The following is a 23,153-nucleotide window of genomic DNA, read 5'->3' as shown; positions in this document are numbered from 1 at the left end:
ACACGGCCGGCAGCCTGAAGCTGTCCCTGTGGGAGCAAGCTTGCTCCCACAGGTTGCTTTGGCTGTCTTGCGGACCGTGTGAAATCAGAAGTGAGTGTTTACGCGACGACGGGAGGAGCGCGGGTGCGGGCGCCGGGAAAGGTGGTTTGCCGGGCATGGCCCTGGCGCGCAGAGGGCGTGGTGAAGGTGTTGACGGGTGGAATGACGAAGTTGGCGAAGGACACGCCGCCGGTCAGCGCCGGGCAATTGAACAGCAGGCTGCAATAACCGCACTTTTCCCACAGCACATGATGCCCCGGGGCAGGCGGGCAGTGCTCGGCGGTGGCTTGCGTGCCATGGTCGGCATGCTCCATCGCCGACATGCCCATGCTCATGCCCATGCTCATACCCACGGGCATGCTCATCGACATGGCGCGCGAATCCATCGGCATCGACTGAGAAATCAGCGGACCGATAAAGATCATCAGCATGGCGAACAGGCTGATCCAGCTGCCGCGTGTCAGGCTCATTGCCTGATTGTGCGACCTGGATGACCTGGCGCTGAGCGAGCGCATGGGCGTTGTCAGCTCAGGCGATTACGGCGTGTGCACGTGCGCTTGCAGGCTGTCCGGCGCCTGCTTCTGCACCGCGACTTCGACCGTCACGTCACCGGACTTCTCGAAGTGCAGCGTCATCGGGAAGCGCTTGCCGTCAACCAGCAGGCTGCGGTCCTTGAGGCCCAGCAACATCACGTGATAGGCCATCGGTGCGAACGTGACCTCGCCACCGGCGGGCACATCCACGTTCGGCACGTGCTGCATTTTCATCACGTCGCCTTGCATCAGGTGTTCATGCAATTGCGCTTCGCCCGCAATGGGGGTGTCGACGCTGAGCAGGCGGTCGGCGGTCTTGCCTTCATTGTTGATCACGAAATACGCCGCAACGGTGGGCGCATTGGGCGGCAACTCCTGGGACCACGGATGAGCGATTTCCAGCTCGCCGACCTTGTATTCGTGGGCATTGGCAAAGCAGGCAGGCAGCAGCAACGCGGCCAGAACGATGAGTTTGTTCAACATGGCAGTTCTCCGGAATGATTTGAAACGCAGTCAATTGCGAAAAAAATCACACCAGAGGGGATGCGCGGGGGTTGAGACTCGGCCATTGCTGGCGCGGTGACGGGCTTTCGAGAAAGGTCGCAGGCAGGCTTCGGTTGGACTCGAAGTGCGCGAAATACAGCTGTGGCGTATGCCCCGGCAACGCCACCAATGGCGCAGAGCCCGAGCAGCACCAGCAATGCTGCATGTTGGAGTGATCGTCGCTTTGCGGGGCTTTCTGTTCCAGGTCCCCGATGGAAACCGCCACCATCCTGGTGCCGCCGGAGCTGCAGAAACTGCCCCACAACAACTGTTCGGCCGGTGACTTCACCGTTTGTGCCATCGCTGCGGACATCGGCATGGCGAGCATGTTGAACAGCACTGCGAAGCAGGCTATCCAGGCAATTGCGAGCCGTTGTCGGGACATGGGACAAATCCGTTTGGGTGGGCGATCAGGCGCGGGCTATTTAGCCTGATCAGGGCCGATAAGTAAAAAGGCTGCGTGCGGTGTGGTGTCGCAGCAAAATACATTAGCTCAGTGCGCACGCACCGCATGTACTTGTATTTCTACTCCAAGCGTAGCGCGAATTACGGCGAATATTGCAGCCAGGTTGTCCATGCTTGGGTTGCCTTTGGCGGACAACATTCGATGGAGGCTTTTGCTGGGCTTTGCCGTTTCCTTTGCCAGTTCTTCAAAACCAACGGTGGCATTGATGAGGTCGCGCAGGATGATCCGGGCCATTTCGGGTTCGCCGTTAAGAAACAGAGTAGCAGCCTCATCCAACAGTGCCTGGGCGAACTCGGGATCACGTTGGGCACGCTCGGCGATGGTGTGTTTGTAGCTTCGGGTGAGCGCCATGACGTTATCTCCGGTGCCGTTCAGTCTTTTTTCGGGATCGAAACTCGGCTATCAGTACTTTCGCTTGTTTGATGTCAGCTTTTTGTGTGGACTTGTCACCACCACCAAAAAGGATGATCAGGTGTTTACCTTCTTGAACGAGATAGATCCTATAGCCCGGCCCCCAATTTATACGGTACTCGCCGAGCCCATCGAACCACTTGATGTTTGATGTGTTTCCTAACTCAAGGCGCAGCAGCGCGGTGGATACCTTAAGCGCTGCCTGTGCATTCAAGTTGGAAAACCAGCAACCAAAGGGGCTGGTTTCGTTGTCCTGTACGTATTCTTCGAGTGTGATCACAGGCGGCCCTGACGGTAACAAATAGGTTACTTATCATGCAAGCCAATGATCCTGACCTAATGAACGAAGACCGACAACGCGCCAAGTGTTTCCTCAGGCGTCAGGAATTCCCGATCCATGTCGGGCAACACCGGCCGCTTCAAGACGATCACAGGCACCCCTAGCTCACGCGCGACTTCCAGTTTCGGCTCGGTTGCCGTGCTGCCGCTGTTCTTGCTGATCAGCACGTCGATGTTTCGCCGCTCGAACAACTCACGTTCATCGTCGATCAGGAATGGCCCACGGGCTCCGATCACTTCGCAGCGCTCGTTGCCCGGATACTCGTCCAGCGCACGCAGGGTCCAGAATTGTTGCGCAGGAATTTCATCAAGGTGTTGCAGGGGCTCGCGACCGAGGGTGAACAGCGGTCGGCGGAAGGGCTTCAGGGCTTCGATCAGTTCGGCCCAATCGCGGACTTCCCGCCAGTCATCACCCGCCTGTGCTTGCCAGGCCGGACGCCGTAGTGCCCAGCAGGGAATGCCGCTCAAGCGCGCGGCGGTCGCGGCGTTCTGGCTGATTTGGGCGGCGTAGGGGTGAGTGGCATCGAGCAGCAGATCGATGCCTTCATCGTGGATGAATTGCGCCAACCCCTCGGCACCGCCGTAGCCACCGACGCGAACCTGGCATTGCAGATCCGTCGGTATCCGACCGACGCCGGCCAGACTGTAGATATGCTGCGGTCCCAGTGTGCGGGCAATGGCCATGGCTTCGGTCACGCCGCCGAGCAACAGGATGCGCTTCATTGAAAGGCTCCCGCATGGCCAACAATCCCACCCTGGCGATCGATGGCAAAGACTTCCACCTGTACCTGCGCCGGCACCACGCTGCGGGCAAAATCCAGGGCGTGCTGACAGACTGCATCACCCAGGGCGACCCCGGCTGCGGCGGCCATGGCCAGTGCCTGCTGGCTGGTGTTGGCCTCGCGGATGCGCTGCTGCAAGGCCGCATCGGCGCCGATCTGCGCCGCCCATGACGCCAGTTGCGGCAGGTCAATGCTCGAATGGCGACTGTGCAGGTCCATATGCCCGGCCGCCAGTTTGCTGATCTTGCCGAATCCACCGCACAGGCTGAGTTTATCCACAGGCACTTTGCGCAGATGCTTGAGCACGGCGCCAACGAAGTCGCCCATTTCGATCAGGGCGATTTCCGGCAGGTTGTAGACCCGGCGCATGGTGTCTTCGCTGGCGTTGCCGGTGCAGGCGGCGATGTGCAGGTAACCGTTGGTTTTCGCCACGTCGATGCCCTGGTGGATCGAGGCGATGTAGGCCGCGCAGGAAAACGGCCGGACGATGCCGCTGGTACCGAGTATCGACAGGCCACCAAGAATGCCCAGGCGCGGGTTCATGGTTTTCAGTGCCAGGGCCTCGCCGTTCTCGACATTGACCGTGACGTCGAAACCACCGCTGTAGCCGAGTTCGTCGGCCAGTCGGGCCAGGTGCTCACTGATCATTTTGCGTGGCACCGGATTGATCGCGGGCTCGCCGACTCCCAGCACCAGTCCGGGCCGGGTCACGGTGCCGACGCCGCGTCCGGCCTTGAAGCGAGTCCCCGGTTCGGCGCTCAGGCGTACCTGGGAATAGAGCAGGGCACCGTGGGTCACGTCCGGATCGTCACCGGCATCCTTGATAGTTCCCGCTTCGGCGCCGTCCTCGATCAGCCGGCAGAACTCAAGGCGCATCTGCACCTGTTTGCCCTTGGGCAACACGATTTCCACGGCATCGGCCGCTGTGCCATCCAGCAGCAGGCGCGCGGCGGCGAGGCTGGTAGCCGTGGCGCAACTGCCGGTGGTCAGGCCGCTGCGCAGGGGGGCGGGTTGTTCGGCGGTTTCATCACGCATCGAAGGGCTTCGTCACGTCCAGCAGGGTAATGGGCAAGGCCTGGCGCCAGGTGTCGAAGTCGCCCAGCGGTTGTGCCTGGGCGATATGAATGCGGGTCAGTTCCCCGCCGTGTTGCTCGCGCCAGGCCATCAGGGTCATTTCACTTTGCAGGGTGACCGCGTTGGCAATCAACCGGCCCCCGGGTTTGAGTCCGGCCCAGCAGGCATCAAGCACGCCTTCGCGGGTGACGCCGCCGCCGATGAAAATCGCATCCGGCCGCTCCAGCCCGGCCAAGGCCTGGGGGGCGCTGCCGCGAACCAGTTGCAGGCCGGGGACGCCGAGGGCATCGCGGTTGTGTTCGATCAACGTTTGTCGGCCCGCATCTGCCTCGATGGCCAGTGCGCGACAACTGGGGTGAGCGCGCATCCATTCGATGCCGATCGAGCCGCAGCCGGCGCCGACGTCCCACATTAGTTCGCCGGGAGTCGGAGCCAGGCGCGCGAGGGTGATGGCGCGCACATCGCGCTTGGTCAGTTGGCCGTCGTGCCGGAACGCCGCGTCCGGCAGGCCGGCCAGTCGCGACAGCCGCAATGTGTTGGGCTCGGCGACGCACTCGATGGCGATCAGGTTCAGGTCGGCGATCGGCGAATGGTTCCAGTCGCTGGCGATACCTTCGATGCGTCGTTCAGCGTCGCCTCCCAGATGTTCCAGCACGGTGAGACGGCTGGGGCCGAAGCCGCGTTCGCGCATCAGTGCAGCGATGGCGGCGGGGCTACGGCCGTCGTTGCTCAATACCAGCAAGCGCACGCCGCTGGACAGGTGGGCGTTGAGTGCGGCGACAGGCCGGGCCACCACCGAAAGTGTCACCACCTCCTGTAACGGCCAACCCATTCGCGCTGCGGCCAGTGAGCAGGAGGAGGGCGCGGGAAGCGTCAGCATCTCGGCTGCGGGAAGTTGCCGGGCAAGGCTGGCGCCGACACCGAAGAACATCGGATCGCCGCTGGCCAGGACGCACACGGGTTCGCCACGGTGCGACAGCAGTGACTCAAGGGAGAAAGGACTCGGCCACGGCTGGCGCTCGCCGCGTATGCACGGCGGGAGCAAATCCAGGTGTCGCTGGCCCCCGAAGATTTTCGAGGCGCGCAACAGCGCATGCCGGGCGTTCTTGCCCAGGCCCTTGAAACCGTCTTCGCCGATGCCTAGTACCGTCAGCCAGGGTGTCATGCTGTTCCTCAATCACGCGTTCAACGTTGTTGGGCGGCATGATAGCGCGGGTTCCATGGGCTGACTGCCTTCTCTTCCCGACCGGAGTCTTTTCATGCAGCGAAGTAAAGCAGGCATAATACCGCGCACTTTCGCCGTGAATCGCCTCGCCACCTGAACGGGTCCGCCTTGAACGAACGTCCGCTGTCCGCTGCCTTACGCCCCTCGGCTTGTCCGGGGTTGCTGCGTATCGTGCCCGCGCTGGATGGCGGAATCTGCCGGATCAAGTTGAACGGCGGTTCGATCAGCAGCGTCCAGGCCGAGGCCGTGGCGGCTGCGGCCGAGCGTTTCGCCAGCGGAGCGATCGAGGCGACCAACCGGTCCAACCTGCAGATCCGCGGCATCGGTAACGAGCAATCAGAGTTGATCGACAGCCTGCTGGCCGCCGATCTGGGACCGCGCACGGCGGCCGGCGACGATGTGCGCAACCTGATGCTCAGTCCGGGTGCCGGGATCGACCGGCATAGGCTGTTCGACACTCGCCCGCTGGCCGGGCAGATCCTCGCCACATTGCAGGGCCATGAGGTTTTTCACGACCTCAGTGCCAAGTTCGCCGTGCTGCTTGATGGCGGTGAAGGCCTGGCGATGCTCGAACATCCCCATGACCTGTGGCTCTCGGCGTTTGCGCGAGACGGTGAGCAACGGCTGGCGTTCGGCCTGGCGGGATGCCCGACGGACAGTCCTGCCGGTTCGATTGCACTCGATGACGGGCATGCGCTGGTGGTCGCGGTCCTTGAGTTGTTCCTTGAACTGGCGCGGCCCGAGCAGACGCGGATGCGCCATTTGCTGGCCGAGCATTCGGTCGAGGCCTTACTGCTTCGGCTGGCTGAGCGAGTACCGATGCAAGCCGTTTTCGGCTGGCAGCGGGTTTCGGGCGCCAGTGATTTGCACATCGGCGCCCATCCCCAGTCCGAGCCCGGTGTTGTCTATGTGGGGGCTGTCCCGCCCTTGGGGCGACTTGATCCGGCGATGCTGCGGGGCGTGGCACAACTGGCACGTGAATTCGGTGATGCCAGTCTGCGCTTCACACCCTGGCAAAGCCTGCTGCTGCCCAATGTCCGCGCAGAAAACGCCGCTGAGGTCATTCGGCAATTGCAATGTCTGGGCTTGCAGTGCGAAGCCGATCAGCCCTTGTCCCGGTTGATCGCCTGCGCCGGTTCAAATGGCTGCGGTAAAGGCCTGGCCGAGACCAAGGGCGATGCCCTGCAATTGGCCACCTTGCTGCAGCGTCACGGTCAAACGCCGAGCGTGCATTTGAGCGGGTGTGCGCGTTCCTGTGCCGCCGCGCATACGGCGCCCGTCACCTTGCTGGCCGTCGCCCCCGGTCACTACGATCTCTATTTTCGCGATGCAGTGCAGCCGGGTTTCGGCGCACTGCACGCACACAACCTTACTATAGAAGCGGTCGCGGCCCTGCTCGACGCCCGCTCACGGAGCCCCCTTGATGCTTGATTACATCCGCGACGGTCAGGAGATCTATCGCAACTCCTTCGCGATCATTCGCGCCGAGGCCAACCTCGACCGAATCCCGGCCGATCTGGAGAAACTCGCGGTCCGTGTGATTCACGCCTGCGGCATGGTCGAGGCCATCGACGGTTTGCAGTTTTCCGAAGGGGCGGGCCAGGCCGGGCGTGATGCACTGGCAGCCGGTGCGCCAATCTTGTGCGATGCGCGAATGGTCTCCGAGGGCGTTACCCGCGCACGGTTGCCGGCGAACAATCCGGTGATCTGCACCTTGCGCGATGAGAGCGTTCCGGAACTGGCCCGTGAATTGGGCAATACCCGCTCAGCTGCTGCGCTGGAACTGTGGCGCCCGCACCTCGAAGGCAGCGTGGTGGTCATCGGCAACGCGCCGACGGCACTGTTTTACTTGCTGGAAATGCTCGATGCCGGTGCGCCGAAACCGGCGTTGATCCTCGGTTTTCCAGTAGGCTTTGTCGGCGCCGCCGAATCCAAGGCAGCGCTGGCGGCCGACAGCCGTGGCGTGCCTTTTGTCATCATGCAGGGTCGCCTGGGCGGTAGCGCCATGGCCGCCGCCGCCGTCAATGCCCTCGCCACGGAGATCGAATGATGCAGCAACCTGGACGTTTGATCGGCCTCGGCGTCGGTCCCGGTGATCCGGAACTGATTACCGTCAAGGCTCTGCGTTTGCTGCGCGAGTCGCCTGTAGTGGCGTACTTCGTCGCCAAGGGCAAGAAGGGCAATGCCTTCGGCATCATCGAAGCACACCTGCAAGACGCACAGAACCTGTTGCCACTGGTGTACCCGGTGACCACCGAAGCCTTGCCGGCGCCATTGTCCTACGAGCAAGTGATCAGTGACTTCTACGATGACGCTGCCACAGAACTGGCCACGCATCTCGACGCGGGTCGTGACGTGGCGGTGATCTGCGAGGGTGATCCGTTCTTCTACGGCTCCTACATGTACTTGCACGACCGGCTCGCCCAGCGTTATCAGGCTGAAGTCGTGCCCGGTGTATGCTCGATGCTCGGCGGTGCCTCGGTGCTCGGTGCACCACTGGTGTATCGCAATCAGAGTCTGTCGGTGTTGTCCGGTGTGTTGCCGCACGACGAACTCAAGCGCCGCCTGGCCGATGCCGATGCCGCGGTGATCATGAAGCTGGGACGCAACTTTCCCAAGGTCCGCCAGGTACTGGAAGAACTCGGCCTGGCCGAGCGTGCGCTTTACGTCGAACGCGCGACCATGGCCAACCAAAAGATCGTGCCGCTGGACCAGGTCGAGCCGATGTCCTCGCCGTATTTCTCGTTGATCATCGTTCCCGGTGAAAGGTGGCAAGGCTGATGACTCAATCAACGCCAGCCATCGTCATTCTTGGCCAGGGTAGCCTGGCCACTGCCCGCCGCATTCAGCAAGTGTATCCCGCCGCGCTGATCCATGGCCTGGCCGGACGGGTCGAAGGTGCCGACCGCACGTATCAGGAGTTCGGTACGAACCTGCGTGAGCTATATCATCAGGCCGTGCCGATCATTGCCCTTTGCGCCGCAGGTATTGTCATTCGCACCCTGGCGCCACTGCTACTGGAAAAAGGCGCCGAGCCGCCAGTGCTGGCCGTGGCCGAGGACGGCAGTGCCGTGGTGCCGTTGCTCGGCGGCCTGGGTGGAGTGAATGTGCTGGCACGGGAGATCGCCTCGGCGCTTGAAGTCGCGGCAGCGATCACCACCAGCGGCGAACTGCGCTTCGGCACCTGCCTGCTCAATCCGCCCAGCGGCTACACGCTGGGTGATCTGGAGTCGGGCAAGCGGTTTGTCTCCGACCTGCTCGCCGGCCACAGTGTGCGCATCGAGGGCGTCGCGCCATGGCTGGTTCAGGCGCAACTGCCCGAAGATCCGCAGGCGCGGCATTCGATCCTTGTCGGTACTGCCGAGCGTGAGGTGAGCGCCAACGAACTGCTGATTTATCCGCGCAGTGTCGCGGTGGTGGTGAACGCCGGGGTGGCGGGGTTGTCAGACATCGTTCGCGCGGCGCTGCAGCAAGCGAAAATCGCCGTTCAGGCGTTGGCCTGTCTGGTCGCGGCGGATACCGAGATGGCCAGTCCGGCATTGCGCGAAGCCGCGCTTGAACTGGGTGTGCCTCTACGTTATGTTGCGACTGCCGCCGACATGGTGGCGCTGGCGCGTAGCGCGGTGCCGGAGGCGACGGTAATTACGACGGCTGGTTGCCTCGCCATTGCCGTGGCCGAACAGCCATTGGATGTGACCCGGATCGGTCGTCCGCGCGGCCGCCTGGCAGTGATCGGCCTCGGCCCGGGCGCCGCCGAACTAATGGTGCCGGCGGTGAAAGCCGAGTTGGCGCGGGCGACCGATGTGCTCGGTTATGAGACCTACGTACGCATGGCCGGGCCGTTTCGTGAAGACCAGGTGCAACATTGCACAGACAACCGGGAAGAAATGCAGCGCGCGCGTCATGCCTTTGAGCTCGCCGCCCAGGGCCGTTCGGTCATAGTCGTATCCTCTGGCGATCCGGGTGTGTTCGCCATGGCCGCCGCCGTGCTGGAAGCGTTGCACGAGTCGTGCGACCCGGCCTGGCACAACGTCGATCTGGAGGTCCTCCCCGGGGTCTCCGCTTCGCTGGCCACCGCCGCCCAGGCCGGTGCGCCGCTGGGGCATGACTTCTGCGTGATGTCGCTGTCCGACAACCTCAAGCCCTGGTCGATCATCGAGAAACGTCTGGATCTGGCCGCCGACGCTGATCTGGCACTGGCCTTCTACAATCCGATCTCCCGTTCACGGCCGTGGCAGTTGGGAAGGGCATTGGAGATAGTCGCCGGGCACCGTGCGCCGGAAACACCAGTGGTCCTGGGGCGGGACATTGGTCGTCCAGGCCAGACCTTGCACGTCACGACTCTGGGGCAGTTGACCGCGGATCAGGTCGACATGCGCACCATGGTGCTGATCGGCTCGTCCACCACCTGCTCCTTCCCTCGTCCTGAGGGAGGCTTATGGGTCTACACGCCGCGCTGGTACGGCGACAAACCCGCTTCCTGAATCAAGACGCCTCTTTGGAGGCGTTTTTTTTTGTGAAATATCCGGCATAAGCAAGTTTCTGGTTTGTGGGGTTTGTGCTGGAAATATACGTTTAAATATCTAAAGTATACGTAGTGAGCTGTTTTGATACTGTGTGATATACCTGTTGGTAGCAGTCCCTTGTTGTGTATGCTTTGTAACTCTGGAGTTTCTTTGTTTCGATAGGGTGTGCGGTTTGTGTTAATGGAGAGTATTCAAAATGGACTTTGATTTTTCAGTTATCCCCAGGCTTGAACAACGCCTTGAGTTTATCCGGAATATGGACTTTCCTCGAGCCCAGCGTTCAGGTAGGGTCAGGAGATTTGCTGTTGGCGATGATGTCAGGATATATGATGACCGTGCGCAAAGTGCGATGCTGATTGGCGGGACGCTGCTGGGCTGTATGGCAGGCGTGAGCAGGGAGGAAAAGAAAGAAATCAATAACAGCATCAAGATTGCCAGTTTGATGTGTGATAGATACGAAGATGAAGCGCTTGGCCTTGACGCTTGGCTGAATCTGTACGCAAGAACGCTTAATCATTTTGGATGGTATTCGGATCGACATCCGGGTGAAAAGGTTTATAGGGATCTGTCCGGTACGGTTTCCGGGAAAATGATTGAAGCGGTTCGGCAATTGGGTAATGAGCCCATGCTGGCTAACACTATGGCGGCTTTCAAGGCGCTAGAGTCTGACTCTCGTGGGCTGACGACATATGCTGGTGCGACGCTGTACGGAAAATCCTTTCAAATTGCACCAGCAGGCCGTGATAGTAAAGGGATACTGACAGTGGCACTCAATCACGCACGGTTGAATGCCAAGAAAGAAACCGAGACTTTCCTGTTTGTAAGTTGGATGGCGGGGGAGGCTGAGTTGCGACATAATTACAGAAGCTTTTATCTCGACAGAAATGCTTACGCTCAAACGAAACAGGAACTGGAAGATATCCTCGAGGCGAGCGATATGGCTGAAATCGAGCTAAGGCTTTGAAAGTGTATTGAATATAGTCTTGCAAGTAATGGTTTTACTGCTTGGTTGTGTGTGGTTTACATGATCTGGCCAGTATTAATGCGTGGTTTAAAAAATTAATTTTTGCTCCTGGGCTGGAATCTGCCCTTTTTACAAACTATATGGATATTAATAATGACTGATATTGCTGCTGTAGAGATGAACGAAGCACAGTGCCTGGAATTTATCGAGGAAAGTCTGAAAGAAGTCTTGCCTGCTATTCAGCAACAGGGTGCGGGTGCTCGAGTTCGCCGTGCTGCCGATCTACCCATTGATCGCGATAAGTTGAACGCGGCGATTCTCAATTCCACGATGATTTCCTTTCCCGAGGGCGTGAGTCGCCGCAACAAAACAATCGTGAAGCGAACCTTTTTGTTTGCCGACCTGACTGCACAGATCAGGTTCCCTCGCGAGCAAGATCAAAATAAACGCTGGGAACACATGCTCAAAGGGATGAAGGCCATGGGCTGGAGCATGTTCGGCAATCCGACTATCAATTATCAAGAGTCATCAAGCGGCCTGCTAATGTCCAATTTGGTGCTGGACATTGCCAAGTCGATGATCGGCGGTGTTGCCGGCGGTCTCGGACCTGTCCTGAAGCTAGGGGTGGAAAAAGCGATCGAAGGTCTGCAGGCCAATAAAGAAGCCTTGAAGGTTTATGAGCGTAACGGTAAGAAAGGCGATGGTGCAAACTTCGGTCTCGCAAGCTGTGCGCAGGACAGCGATGGCGAAGTCAGTCTGGTGTTGAGCGCTATCAGTTATTACACCGTCTCTGGAAATACCAAGATCGCTTTCTTTGACAAAACCACTTCGACTGGCGAGTTGTTTCAGTCCAAGGGTGTTTTCAGCATCCATGCCGATGACTACACCCAAAATAAAGAGGACGCAGCCAACAGGTTCTATGAGGCTGTCGACAAGTCTCTGGAAATGGACTTTGGTATCTGATTTCCGGTCTGGTCAGGTGCAATGCACCTGACCTTTTGGGGGTGCAATATGAGTAGTAGTGCTTATGTTAATGCGGGTAGCTTGCTGGCTATTTCGTCATCGCTGTCGGCGTCGGTGCGCGAAGACATCCTTTCTTCATTTCTCTTGGCTCAGTTGACCTCGATCAAGAGCTACCCGGAGTTCAAGAATTTCAACGCTTGGAACACTAGGTGTATCGAGGCATTGAAGTTTCTTCTCTATAAAGTGCCGGGCCGGGTCGGGGATGGGGTCTTTTCCTCCTCTGTGGATGATTTCGTCACCTTCGAGAGCCTTGTCAGGAATCGGCTGGCGCCTTTGTTGGCGCCAGATGAGTGCAGGTCGCTGGATCTTTTGCTGCAACACAGCTTGAGTCTTGAAGTGCAGAGCCCAGGTCTCGATTTGTTGACGCGATACGCCTTGGGAGCGGAGAGCGGTAGCGCCCCGGTTGTCAACCGTATCAGGTTCCATGCCGGCGTGGTGGACGAGTCTGCAACCCTTAGACTGTTGACTATCAACCTGGCTACTCGTGTATCCATTGCCCCGGTTTTTTTCAATCAGAGATTCATGTTGAGCGAGATTGTCGGAGATGTTGAAACGCAATGCATTGTCGCTCAACTGGACGAGGACTATGCAGAGCACAAAAGGAAGTGGGTACTCGACACCCTCGGTGGGCGGCGTGAAAAGGAGGTCGAAAGACTTTATTGATGTGTACTTGCCGGCCCGTCACGGCACCAGGTATCCCTTCACACCAGTGAAGATGATCTGCGCCGCCAATGCGCACACGAACAACCCCATCAAGCGGCTGACGATCTGTAGCCCCTGGTCGCCAAGAATGCGCTCGATACGGCCGGACAAAAACAGCACCACCCCCACGGTGAAACTGGCCAGCGCAATACTGACAATGGCGGTGAGCTTGTCGTCCCAGTGCGGCTGGCTCACGCCCATCACCAGCAAGGCACCGATGGTGCCGGGGCCGACGGTCAGCGGAATGGTCAGCGGGACGATGGTCACATCCTGCTGCACGTTGTCGGTCTGCACCGCCGATTTGCCTTGTGCCATCCCGAGTGCCGAGATGAACAGGACGCTGCCGGCGCCGATGCGGAATGCATCCACGGTAATGCCGAAAACACTGAAAATCACTCGACCGAACAAGTACAGCAACACGCTGGAGACCAGTGTGGCGACCGCCACTTTCCAGGCCAGCCGACGCTGCTCCTTGCGCGAATAACCACGGGTCAGGCTGATGAAGCAGGACAATACGAAGAATGGGCTGTAGAGCACCAGCATCTTCAGGTAAACGCTGAACAACACATGGAGCATGGTGCCGGGCTCACTGGCGAGGGAAGTCGAGGGGGAGTCTATCAGGGGTTGTGCAGTCTGTCGGCTCAGGACGTTTGGGTCGTTGCGCGATTTTGCTGATCACGCTGGGCGACCCAGTGTTCGATCAGTTCGCGCAGCTGCGACAGTTCGACCGGTTTGGCCATGTGGCCGTCCATGCCGGCCTGGCGCGCACGCTCCTTGTGTTCGGCCAGGATGTGGGCGGTCAAGGCCACCACGGGAGTACGGACACGCTGGTTGCCGACTTCCCAGGCACGCAATTGCTGGGTGGCGGAGAAGCCATCGAGGATCGGCATTTCACAGTCCATCAGGACCAGGTCGTAACGCTGGGCTTTCATCGCTTGCAAGGCTTCTTCACCGTTGCAGGCGGTATCCGGTTGCAGGTTGAGCTTGCTCAGCATGCCGCGGATCACCTTGGTCGAGATGCTGTTGTCTTCGGCCACCAGAATGCGGAAATCGCTGGGGACCTTGACCGGCAGGGCCGGGCCGCCTGGCGGTGGTTGCGTGACGACCTGACCTTTGTTGCGTTGGGTCAACTCGTCGGCCAGGGTGGTCTTGAGGGTGTAGCCGGCCACCGGTTTGGCAAGGATGCGCTTGATCCCGGAGTTGCGCGCAATGATCTTGCTCGGCGCATTGCTGATGCCGGTGAGCATGATCAGCAGGATGTCATGGTTCAGGCTCGGGTCTTCCTTGATCTTGGCCGCCAGTTGCATGCCGGTCATGCCGGGCATGTTCTGGTCCAGCAGGACCACATCGAAGTAATCGCGCAAATGAGCCTTGGTGCGCAACAGTGCCAGCGCTTCCTTGCCGGAAGGTGCGGCGCTGACGTTCAGGCCCCAGGCGCTGCATTGCTGCACCAGCACCTTGCGACAGGTGTCGTTGTCGTCCACCACCAATACCCGCGCGCCTTGCAGCGGGCCATCGAGGTCGGAAGTCGGATGTTCGAGGCGATCCGGGTCCAGCGGCAAGGTCAGCCACAGGGTGCTGCCCTGGTTGCTGCCACTCTTGATCCCGAACTCCCCGTGCATCAGGCGAATCAGCTGCCGGGCAATCACCAGGCCCAGGTTGCCACCCAGGTGGGTGGCCGAAAGGAAATGCCGGCTGTGCAGTTCGGCGTGCATCAGGGCGTCGCGCTCTTCGGCGTCCATGGGCTCGCCGCTGTCCTGTACGGCAATGCGCAGGCGCGGTTTGGCGCTGCGCTCGTCGAGCGCCACGACGATCAGGATTTCGCCTTCGTCGGTTTTTTTCAGGGCGTTTTCCAGCAGGCTCAGCAGGGTCTGGCGCAGGCGTGTCGGGTCACCGCTGATCACCCGCGGCACTTGCGGCTGGATGAAACTGATCAACTCGACGTTTTGCTGCTCGGCCTTGGCGCGGAAGATGCTCAGGCAATCTTCGATCAGTGCGTTGAGGTCGAACTGCACATCGTCCAGTTCGATCTGCCCGGACTCGAGTTTGGAAATGTCGAGAATTTCGTTGATCAGTGTCAGCAGTTCGTTGCCGGCGCTGTGGATTGTCTGCACATAGTCGCGCTGCTTGACCGAAAGCGGCGTACCCAGCAGCAGCTCGGTCATGCCGAGGACGCCGTTCATCGGGGTGCGGATTTCATGGCTGATCTTCGCCAGGAACTCGGCCTTGGCATTGATCTCGGCATTGCTGGCCGCCAGGTCGCGACTGATGCTGAAACGGTCTTCGGTGATGCGACGCTGGCGCTCGCTCAACGCGATGCTCATCAGCAGGCCGCTGATGCAGATGAACACCAGCAATGTGGTGATCAAGCCGTGGGGTTCGATCAGGGTCAGCCCCAACAGCGCCGGGAGGATGACCAGTGTCCCAAGGTTGAACACCACCATGGCCGCCACGAAGAGGCGAGCCGGGCGATAGCCTTTTTGCCAGTAATAGGCGCTGATGAACAGCATGCTCAGGCCTGCAAGGGCAACCAGGCCGTAGGTGATGAAGTTCAGCGGCAAGGTATTGACGAACAGCAGCATCAGGCCGCAGGCGGTGATGAGCAGGACCTCGCCGAGCAGCAACCGATTCAGCGGGTGCGGTCCCAGGGGGGCGAAAAAGCGATAGGCAAGCATCAGGCCGCAAGGTGCAGTCAGTAGCAGTGCCAGGTAAGCCCCCGGCGTTTGCAGGGCATGCCAGTCCGGTAGCCAGGGGCCGGCGAGGTTCAGCAACAGCAGCAGGCTGAGCATCAACAGCCCTTCGCATGCCGCCAGCCAGAGGGCACTGTGTGAGCGGGTGTAGGCGTACCGGATGAGATTGTGCAGGATCAGCATGGCGATGCAACCGAACAGCAGGCCATAGATCAGCGTCTGGTTCTGGTCGGCAGCGGCGATGATCGCCGATTGCAAGGTGATATAAGGCCGTAACTGATGGTCAGAGGCCAGTCGCAGGTAGACATCGAGGGGGTTGTCGCTTTGCGGCAGGGCCAGCATGAAATCACTGCTGGGCAATGGCCGCTCGGATTGGGGGTGTTCGTTGCCTGTGCTGGATTGATCGATCAGCTTGTCGCCGTCCAGGACGTACATGTTGAACTGGCGCAGGTCAGGCGCGAACACCCGCAGCAACTGTTCGTGTTTGCCCGGTGCCAGCCTGAATCGCAACCATAACGCGCCATCGGGTTCGGCCGCGGTAATGCGCTCGAGTTCGATAGGGCTGAATTGATTGGTGTAGCGTGCGGAGCGGATGTCGCTCAGTTGCAGGTCGCCCTGTTCGTCGAGCAATACTGCCCAGCCACTGCCTTGCGCGGCCTGGGCCGGTAGCATGCAGAGCAAGGTCAGCAAAGTGACGGTCAAGCTTATGGCAATCCTGAGCCAGCGCACGGCGAAATCCCTTCGTTAGGTTGATGCCAGAATATAACGATGCGCGGCGCCGGAATAGCCAGGCAATGAACCGTGTTCATTGCCTGGCGTGGTGTTTACCTTATTCCTGGCTCTCGCCACGCTCGCGGGCAATGGCGCGGTAGCCAATGTCCTTGCGATAGAAACAGCCTTCCCAGTCAATCGTTGCCGCCAGCTTGTAGGCCTGCTGTTGTGCAGCATCGACGCTGGCACCCATGGCTGTGGCGCACAATACACGACCACCGGCGGTCACTACCTGGCCATCCTTGAGCGCAGTGCCGGCGTGGAAAACCTTGCCTTCCTGTGTGGCGGCTGCCTCCAGCCCCTTGATGGCAGCGCCCTTGGCGTAGTCACCAGGATAGCCGCCAGCGGCCAGGACGATGCCGACACTCGGGCGTGGATCCCATTGCGCTTCAACTTTATCCAGCGCCTGGGCCAGGGCGGCTTCGACCAGCAGTACCAGGCTCGACTGCAGACGCAGCATCACCGGTTGGGTCTCAGGGTCGCCGAAACGGCAGTTGAACTCGATGACTTTCGGGTTGCCAGCCTTGTCGATCATCAGGCCGGCGTACAGGAAGCCAGTATAGACGTTGCCTTCCTCGGCCATGCCGCGCACCGTCGGCCAGATCACCAGGTCCATGACGCGCTTGTGCACGTCGGCGGTGACCACCGGCGCCGGGGAGTAAGCGCCCATGCCGCCGGTGTTCGGGCCGGTGTCGCCGTCGCCGACGCGTTTGTGGTCCTGGCTGGTGGCCATCGGCAGCACGTTCTTGCCGTCGACCATGACGATGAAGCTGGCTTCTTCGCCGTCCAGGAACTCTTCGATGACCACGCGCGAACCTGCATCGCCAAAGGCATTGCCCGCCAGCATGTCGCGCACGGCGTCTTCGGCTTCGGCCAGGGTCATGGCGACGATTACGCCTTTACCGGCGGCCAGGCCGTCGGCCTTGATCACGATCGGAGCGCCTTTTTCCCGCAAGTAGGCGAGGGCCGGTTCGATTTCGGTGAAGTTCTGGTAGTCGGCAGTCGGGATCTTGTGGCGAGCCAGGAAATCCTTGGTGAAGGCTTTCGAACCTTCCAGCTGTGCAGCGCCAGCGGTCGGGCCGAAGCAATCGAGGCCGCGGCTGCGGAACAGATCCACGACACCGGCAACCAGCGGCACTTCAGGGCCGACGATGGTCAGGGAAACGTTTTTCTCGGCAAAGTCTGCCAGCTGCTCGAGCGCCAGTACGTCGATGGCGACGTTCTCGCACTTGGCTTCGATGGCGGTACCGGCATTGCCCGGCGCCACGAACACCTTCTGCACGCGCGGATCCTGAGCCACTTTCCAGGCCAGGGCGTGTTCACGGCCACCGCTGCCAATGATCAAAACATTCATTTCAAAAACCTCGGATGACGCAAATTCTGTTTTAGAACCTATAGCGCTTCACGCTGTAGGAGGTCGCAATGAAACCGGTAGATGCAAGGCGGGGTCGGCCTCGATGAGCGGAGTTGCCTTCTGGCAATGAGCATCATCGAGGTCGGATCCAACGCAGCAGATGCCGGGTTCAGTGCGGCCGTCGTCTTGTTAGTGACGGAAGTGGCGCATGCCGGTGAACACCATGGCGATACCAGCTTCGTCTGCGGCTGCAATCACTTCAGCATCACGCATCGAGCCGCCTGGCTGGATCACAGCAGTCACGCCCGCCTTGGCCGCATTGTCCAAGCCATCGCGGAACGGGAAGAATGCATCGGAAGCCATCACCGAGCCCGCTACCTGCAAGCCAGCATGTTCAGCCTTGATCGCAGCAATACGCGCAGAGTTCACGCGGCTCATCTGGCCGGCGCCGACACCGATGGTCTGGCGGTTCTTGGCGTAGACGATGGCGTTGGATTTCACGTACTTGGCGACTTTCCAGGCGAAGATCAGGTCGTTGATTTCCTGCTCGCTCGGTGCGCGTTTGGTCACGACCTTGAGGTCATCGGCGCCGATCATGCCGATGTCGCGGCTTTGTACCAGCAGGCCACCGTTGACGCGCTTGTAGTCCCACGCTGCCGCGCGGTCAGCCGACCACTCGCCGCAGGCCAGCAGGCGTACGTTGGCTTTGGCGGCGACAATGGCGCGGGCTTCTTCGCTGACCGATGGGGCGATGATCACCTCGACGAACTGACGCTCGACGATCGCCTTGGCGGTCTCGGCATCCAGCTCACGGTTGAAGGCGATGATGCCGCCGAAGGCCGATTCGGTGTCGGTGGCGTAGGCCAGGTCGTAGGCCTTGCGGATGCCGCCTTCGGCGTCCGGGCTGACCGCCACGCCGCACGGGTTGGCGTGCTTGACGATCACGCAAGCCGGCTTGACGAAGCTCTTCACGCATTCCAGCGCGGCGTCGGTGTCGGCCACGTTGTTGTACGACAGTTCCTTGCCTTGCAGCTGGGTCGCGGTGGCGATGCCGACTTCGGCAGGCTTGGCTTCAACGTAGAACGCCGCGCTCTGGTGCGGGTTCTCGCCGTAGCGCATTTCCTGGGCCTTGATGAACTGGCTGTTGAAGGTGCGCGGGAATTCGCTGCGACCTTCGGTGCTGAGCGTTTCAGCCGCCTGGTTAACAGTGCCCATGTAGTTGGCGATCATGCCGTCGTAGGCGGCGGTGTGCTCGAAGGCCTTGAGCATCAGGTCGAAACGCTGAGCGTAGGTCAGGCCGCCGGCCTTGAGGTTTTCCAGGACGCTGGCGTAATCGCTGGCATTGACCACGATGGCCACGTCCTTGTGGTTCTTGGCCGCGGAACGGACCATGGTCGGGCCGCCGATGTCGATGTTCTCGATGGCGGTCGGCAGGTCGCAGCCAGGCTTGTTGATGGTGGCTTCGAACGGGTACAGGTTGACCGCTACCAGGTCGATCGGCTTGATGCCGTGCTCGTTCATGATGGCGTCGTCGATACCGCGACGACCGAGGATCCCGCCGTGGATTTTCGGGTGCAGGGTCTTCACCCGGCCGTCCATCATCTCGGCAAAACCGGTGTAATCAGCGACTTCCACTGCGGCAACGCCGTTGTCCTGCAGCAGCTTGAACGTCCCGCCGGTGGAGAGGATCTCGACGCCCAGGGCTTCGAGCTCCTTGGCGAATTCGAGGATCCCGGTCTTGTCGGAAACACTGATCAAGGCGCGGCGGATCGGCAGGCGGGTAGTCTGGTCGGTCATCTCAATTTCCATCAAAAGCAAAGGAAGTCAGCAAAAAAGGCGACCGGTTTTACGCGGGCGCCTTTCTGGTTTGATTGAATGCTTACAGCAAATCGTACTGCTTGAGTTTCTTGCGCAGCGTGCCCCGGTTCAGCCCGAGCAGCTCGCTGGCCTTGGTCTGGTTGCCCTTGACGTAATTCATCACGCACTCGAGCAGGGGGGCCTCGACTTCGGAGAGCACCAGGTTGTACACATCCGTGACGGCAGCGCCCTCAAGGTGGGCGAAATAATTGTGCAGCGCCTTCTCGACACTCCCGCGAAGGGTCTGGCCCTCTTCGCTCGGAGTATTGAGGTGCTGTTTCAAATTCACGTTGTCGCTCACGGGTGTTGTTCCACTCACTAAAGTCTCGGTCATCATCGTCATGCGGCCACCCACTCTCCGTCCCCTGTCAGGCTCTTGTAACGTTCGGCGAAAAACGCCTGAACGTTGGCGCATTGTGTATCCGTACCATCCAAACGATTGAAGTGGGCGCGAAACTCCCTGGCGCCCGGCAGGGTTGCGAGATACCAGCCCACATGCTTTCGAGCAATGCGCACACCCATGACATCGCCATAGAAGGCGTGGAGGGCGGCCAGATGCTCTAGCAGAATGCGTTCCACCTCGATCAGTTCCAGCGCCGGGAGCTTCTCGCCGGTACGCAGGAAATGCTCGATCTCGCGAAAAATCCACGGCCGCCCCTGGGCGGCCCGGCCAATCAGCAGGCCATCGGCACCGGTCGCGTCGAGCACGTACCGGGCTTTTTCCGGCGAGTCGATATCGCCGTTGGCAAAGACCGGAATCGACACCGCCTGCTTGATCGCGGCAATGGTGTCGTACTCGGCTTCACCGGTGTACAGGTCGGCACGGGTGCGGCCATGTACCGCCAGCGCCGTAATGCCTGCCTGCTCGGCGATCTTCGCCACCGTCAGGCCGTTCTTGTTGTCCCGGTCCCAACCGGTCCGGATCTTCAGGGTAACCGGCACATCAACCGCGGCCACGACGGCCTGCAGGATCTCGGTTACCAGGGGTTCATCTTTCAACAGTGCGGACCCGGCAGCCTTGTTGCAGACTTTTTTTGCCGGACAGCCCATGTTGATATCAATAATCTGCGCACCCATTTCAACGTTGGCCCGGGCGGCGTCCGCCAGCATCTGCGCATCGCCACCGGCGATCTGTACCGAGCGTGGCTCGGGATCACCTTCGTGGATCATGCGCATGCGCGACTTGCGGGTGTTCCACAGGCTCATGTCGCTGGTGACCATTTCCGAGACTACTAGCCCCGCGCCCAAGCGCTTGCACAGCTGACGAAAGGGCTGGTCGGTGACGCCCGCCATAGGGGCGAGAATCAAGCTGTTGTTTAACGTGTATGGACCGATGCGTACCGCCGACATAGGACTTCCCTGTTGTGGGGCCGGATCATGAGAGTTCGAAAAAGGGTGGGCATGATACCCGCTCTCGATGACTGGATAAAGGCTGAATTGAACAAAATCTGAACAGTTATTCTGTTATTACCCGTGGTTTGGTATGCCGGGTGGGCTCAAAATGCCGGCGCCAATCAGGGGGCGATGAAGCGTTTCACTCCGGAGAGTGAAAGCTCAGACTGTAGTTCACGGCCTTGGCGCCGGGGTCGAGAATGTCCAGGGCGATGTGAATTGGCGTTTGCGGAGGCATCTCCGCCATGCCTTCGAGATCGCCATTGAGGTATTCGCCGGGTTTGAAGCGGCGACTGGCTATCAGATGGCCATTGAGGTCGGCGAAGCGCAGTTCCAGCAACGGGAAGGGCTGGGAGAAGGGCGCACGGTTATAGATGATCGCATCGACCACCAGGGCGCCGTTGAACTCGGGGTGGCTGCGTACCACCAGGTTGCTGCTCTTGATTTTCGCAATGTCGACCTTGGAAGGCACGGTGCAGCCGATTTGCGGGCAAAATTGCTGGAACCACGGGCGATATTGATCCTGTCGCGCCAGTTCGTCGAAATGGTATGCGATGTACTGGCCGGCAAGGGCGCCAGCGGCAATCAGGATCAGCAGTAGCCAGAGCAGCCGGCGCCCCCACGGAGAGCGACGTTTTTGCCAGTCCAGTTGCAACGGATCATCGGTCAGGTCTTGCAGCACTTCGGCGCGCACGCCCGGCTCACTGCGTTCGCGTCGCTTGCGCAGCGGTTCGATCGAGGGCAGGTCGTCGTCGATTTCATTCTGGTCGGTGGCTGACAGGCGTTCGTGATTCAGCGGTGCATCGAGAGGGTCGTGCAATTTCAACTGGGGTGGCTGTGTTTCGTCGTCGAGATCAACCGGTTCCAGGGATAGCGAAGGTTCGGTGCGCGAGTTTTTGCCCGGTTCGACCGTCGGCTCTGGCGTTTCAAGGCTGTCGAGCGGTTCGTCGACTTGCTCACGATCGACGGCCGGCTCACTGAACAGGCTGTCGGGCCACGGTTCTTCGTCCTGCTCGAGGCTGTCGCGCCGGGCACTCAGTGAATCATCGCGATGACGACCGAATTCGGTGATCGGCTGGATTTTCCGTTGTTCGAGCCGGGCCAGTTCTTCGTCCAGATCGAGGCTGTCCAGATCCAGTTCGGCAGCGCTCCACTGCTTTTGGCTGATGGTGCGAGGCTGCGATGGCTCGGCGGTCTCTTCAGGCTTCGGTGGTGCTGCCGGTGCTTCTTTGCCAGCCTGCTCGAGCAGTTGCTTGGCGGCATTGAACACCTGCAGGCAAGAGCCGCAGCGAACCACGCCACGCGCCACGCTCAACTGGGCATGGCTGACGCGGAAGCTGGTTTGGCAATGCGGGCACTGGGTGACGAAGCTATCGGTCATGCGGCGATCCGGATTATGCAGGCGGTCATTCTAGCGCCGACGGCCAGTGATGCGCACCCAGCCATCGCGATTGGCGATCGGATCCAGATCGAAGTCCCTGGCGTAGGCGGCAGCGACTTCGTCGCCTTGTTCAGCGAGGATGCCCGACAGCGCCAGGCGACCACCCGGCTTGACCAGGCCGGACAGCTGCGGCGCCAGGGAAACCAGCGGGCCGGCGAGAATGTTGGCCACCAGCACGTCGGCTTGAACCTGTGGAAGGTCTTGCGGCAGGTACAGCGGGAACAGCTCTTCGGCAATGTTGTTGCGTCCGGCGTTGTCGCGGGAGGCTTCCAGTGCCTGCACGTCGATATCGGTACCCACGGCCTGTTTGGCGCCCAGCAACAGGGCGGCAATCGCCAGGATCCCCGAGCCACAGCCGAAGTCCAGCACGTTGCAGCCCTTCAGGTCCTGGCCGTCGAGCCATTCCAGGCACAGCGCGGTGGTCGGGTGGGTGCCGGTGCCGAATGCCAGGCCCGGGTCCAGCAGCAGATTCACTGCATCAGGCTCCGGCGCGGCGTGCCAGCTTGGCACGATCCACAGGCGCTGGCCGAAACGCATCGGCTGGAAGTTGTCCATCCAGCTGCGTTCCCAGTCCTGGTCTTCGATCACTTCGCTGTGGTGTTCAGGCAGCGGGCTGCCGGTCAACAGTTCCAGATGGGCCAGTACCGGGCCGGGCTCGGTACCGCCTTCGAACAGGGCCAGCAGGTGCGTGTGCGACCACAGTGGCGTGGTGTTGAGTTCCGGCTCGAAGATCGGCTGGTCTTCGGCGTCCATGAAGGTCACCGAAACGGCGCCCACTTCAAGGAAAGCGTCTTCATAGGTTTCGGCTTGTTCTGGGCTGATGGCGAGACGTACTTGCAGCCAAGGCATGGCGGGCACCTTTGAAAAATGTTGATTGCAGCCTAGCGGGCTGCGAGAAGCGCGCAAGTTTACGCGAGCGCGGGGCTTTTGTGGGAGTTGGATGACCCATAACCTGTGGGAGCGGGCTTGCTCGCGAAAGCGGTGTGCCAGTCAATAAATGCTTGCCTGACACACCCTCTTC

23 protein-coding genes are annotated in these 23,153 nt (G+C 60.4%); 7 read left to right on the top strand and 16 right to left on the bottom strand.

Annotated elements, in window-relative coordinates:
• Positions 1-98: 98 nt before the first annotated feature.
• The 8 genes from ACLD1X_RS04310 to cbiE all read right to left on the bottom strand — a co-directional run bounded on the left by ACLD1X_RS04310 (position 99) and on the right by cbiE (position 5,352).
• On the bottom strand, positions 99-554 hold the full coding sequence (locus tag ACLD1X_RS04310; RefSeq protein WP_429366274.1) for a DUF2946 domain-containing protein: 456 nt from the start codon (positions 552-554) through the stop codon (positions 99-101).
• Positions 555-575: 21 nt separating this feature from the next.
• On the bottom strand, positions 576-1,055 hold the full coding sequence (locus ACLD1X_RS04305; RefSeq protein ID WP_429366273.1) for a copper chaperone PCu(A)C: 480 nt from the start codon (positions 1,053-1,055) through the stop codon (positions 576-578).
• Positions 1,056-1,101: 46 nt separating this feature from the next.
• The gene (locus ACLD1X_RS04300) at positions 1,102-1,500 is read right to left on the bottom strand and encodes a DUF2946 domain-containing protein (protein WP_429366272.1); all 399 of its coding nucleotides are present in this window, start codon (positions 1,498-1,500) and stop codon (positions 1,102-1,104) included.
• Positions 1,501-1,608: 108 nt separating this feature from the next.
• A complete protein-coding gene (locus ACLD1X_RS04295) occupies positions 1,609-1,932 on the bottom strand; it encodes a DNA-binding protein (RefSeq protein ID WP_008016808.1) in 324 nt (107 codons plus the stop codon).
• 4 nt (positions 1,933-1,936) lie between these two features.
• A complete protein-coding gene (locus ACLD1X_RS04290; protein ID WP_429366271.1) occupies positions 1,937-2,272 on the bottom strand; it encodes a type II toxin-antitoxin system RelE/ParE family toxin in 336 nt (111 codons plus the stop codon).
• A gap of 56 nt (positions 2,273-2,328) precedes the next feature.
• Positions 2,329-3,054, bottom strand: a complete 726-nt coding sequence (locus tag ACLD1X_RS04285) for a cobalt-precorrin-6A reductase (RefSeq protein ID WP_429366270.1) — start codon at positions 3,052-3,054, stop codon at positions 2,329-2,331.
• Complete coding sequence (locus ACLD1X_RS04280; protein WP_429366269.1) at positions 3,051-4,148, bottom strand: cobalt-precorrin-5B (C(1))-methyltransferase; 1,098 nt, start codon at positions 4,146-4,148, stop codon at positions 3,051-3,053. Before ACLD1X_RS04280 ends, ACLD1X_RS04285 begins: the two co-directional genes overlap by 4 nt.
• Positions 4,141-5,352, bottom strand: coding sequence for a precorrin-6y C5,15-methyltransferase (decarboxylating) subunit CbiE (cbiE, locus tag ACLD1X_RS04275; RefSeq protein ID WP_429366268.1), 1,212 nt, complete (start codon positions 5,350-5,352; stop codon positions 4,141-4,143). Before cbiE ends, ACLD1X_RS04280 begins: the two co-directional genes overlap by 8 nt.
• 168 nt (positions 5,353-5,520) lie before the next feature.
• Here cbiE and cobG point away from each other — a divergent pair, with 168 nt between their 5' ends.
• The 7 genes from cobG (at position 5,521) to ACLD1X_RS04240 (ending at position 12,588) form a co-directional block, all read left to right on the top strand.
• On the top strand, positions 5,521-6,843 hold the full coding sequence (cobG, locus tag ACLD1X_RS04270; RefSeq protein WP_429366267.1) for a precorrin-3B synthase: 1,323 nt from the start codon (positions 5,521-5,523) through the stop codon (positions 6,841-6,843).
• Positions 6,836-7,462 carry a precorrin-8X methylmutase gene (locus tag ACLD1X_RS04265; RefSeq protein WP_429366266.1) on the top strand — a complete coding sequence of 209 codons (627 nt, stop codon included), beginning with the start codon at positions 6,836-6,838 and terminating at the stop codon, positions 7,460-7,462. Before cobG ends, ACLD1X_RS04265 begins: the two co-directional genes overlap by 8 nt.
• Positions 7,462-8,193, top strand: a complete 732-nt coding sequence (locus tag ACLD1X_RS04260; protein ID WP_253563583.1) for a precorrin-2 C(20)-methyltransferase — start codon at positions 7,462-7,464, stop codon at positions 8,191-8,193. The genes ACLD1X_RS04265 and ACLD1X_RS04260 overlap by 1 nt, the downstream gene beginning before the upstream one ends.
• Positions 8,193-9,896: a precorrin-3B C(17)-methyltransferase gene (gene cobJ / locus ACLD1X_RS04255; protein ID WP_429366265.1), complete on the top strand. Its 1,704-nt coding sequence runs from the start codon at positions 8,193-8,195 to the stop codon at positions 9,894-9,896. Before ACLD1X_RS04260 ends, cobJ begins: the two co-directional genes overlap by 1 nt.
• 238 nt (positions 9,897-10,134) lie before the next feature.
• Positions 10,135-10,902: a hypothetical protein gene (locus ACLD1X_RS04250; protein WP_429366264.1), complete on the top strand. Its 768-nt coding sequence runs from the start codon at positions 10,135-10,137 to the stop codon at positions 10,900-10,902.
• A gap of 153 nt (positions 10,903-11,055) precedes the next feature.
• Positions 11,056-11,865 (top strand): hypothetical protein, encoded by an 810-nt coding sequence (locus ACLD1X_RS04245; RefSeq protein ID WP_429366263.1) that lies wholly within the window; start codon positions 11,056-11,058, stop codon positions 11,863-11,865.
• Between the two features lie 21 nt (positions 11,866-11,886).
• The gene (locus ACLD1X_RS04240) at positions 11,887-12,588 is read left to right on the top strand and encodes a hypothetical protein (RefSeq protein ID WP_429366262.1); all 702 of its coding nucleotides are present in this window, start codon (positions 11,887-11,889) and stop codon (positions 12,586-12,588) included.
• Positions 12,589-12,606: 18 nt separating this feature from the next.
• Here ACLD1X_RS04240 and ACLD1X_RS04235 read toward each other — a convergent pair whose 3' ends face one another.
• From ACLD1X_RS04235 to prmA, 8 genes are all read right to left on the bottom strand, one after another.
• On the bottom strand, positions 12,607-13,203 hold the full coding sequence (locus tag ACLD1X_RS04235) for a MarC family protein (protein ID WP_008053960.1): 597 nt from the start codon (positions 13,201-13,203) through the stop codon (positions 12,607-12,609).
• A 65-nt stretch (positions 13,204-13,268) separates the two neighbouring features.
• Positions 13,269-16,046, bottom strand: coding sequence for a response regulator (locus ACLD1X_RS04230; RefSeq protein WP_429366261.1), 2,778 nt, complete (start codon positions 16,044-16,046; stop codon positions 13,269-13,271).
• Between the two features lie 100 nt (positions 16,047-16,146).
• A complete protein-coding gene (gene purD / locus ACLD1X_RS04225) occupies positions 16,147-17,442 on the bottom strand; it encodes a phosphoribosylamine--glycine ligase (protein WP_429366260.1) in 1,296 nt (431 codons plus the stop codon).
• Between the two features lie 189 nt (positions 17,443-17,631).
• Complete coding sequence (purH, locus tag ACLD1X_RS04220) at positions 17,632-19,239, bottom strand: bifunctional phosphoribosylaminoimidazolecarboxamide formyltransferase/IMP cyclohydrolase (RefSeq protein ID WP_429366259.1); 1,608 nt, start codon at positions 19,237-19,239, stop codon at positions 17,632-17,634.
• An 82-nt stretch (positions 19,240-19,321) separates the two neighbouring features.
• Complete coding sequence (fis, locus tag ACLD1X_RS04215; RefSeq protein ID WP_007907419.1) at positions 19,322-19,642, bottom strand: DNA-binding transcriptional regulator Fis; 321 nt, start codon at positions 19,640-19,642, stop codon at positions 19,322-19,324.
• Positions 19,639-20,649, bottom strand: a complete 1,011-nt coding sequence (gene dusB / locus ACLD1X_RS04210; RefSeq protein WP_429366258.1) for a tRNA dihydrouridine synthase DusB — start codon at positions 20,647-20,649, stop codon at positions 19,639-19,641. The genes fis and dusB overlap by 4 nt, the downstream gene beginning before the upstream one ends.
• A gap of 184 nt (positions 20,650-20,833) precedes the next feature.
• Positions 20,834-22,072, bottom strand: coding sequence for a DUF3426 domain-containing protein (locus ACLD1X_RS04205; RefSeq protein ID WP_429366257.1), 1,239 nt, complete (start codon positions 22,070-22,072; stop codon positions 20,834-20,836).
• Between the two features lie 30 nt (positions 22,073-22,102).
• Positions 22,103-22,981, bottom strand: a complete 879-nt coding sequence (gene prmA, locus ACLD1X_RS04200) for a 50S ribosomal protein L11 methyltransferase (RefSeq protein WP_429366256.1) — start codon at positions 22,979-22,981, stop codon at positions 22,103-22,105.
• Positions 22,982-23,153: the final 172 nt, after the last annotated feature.

Source organism: Pseudomonas sp. 18173 (genome assembly GCF_050432945.1).
In the GTDB taxonomy this organism is placed as follows: Bacteria; Pseudomonadota; Gammaproteobacteria; order Pseudomonadales; family Pseudomonadaceae; genus Aquipseudomonas.
Note: the sequence above shows the minus strand (reverse complement) of the source record. Positions and strands in the feature narration are given on the sequence as shown.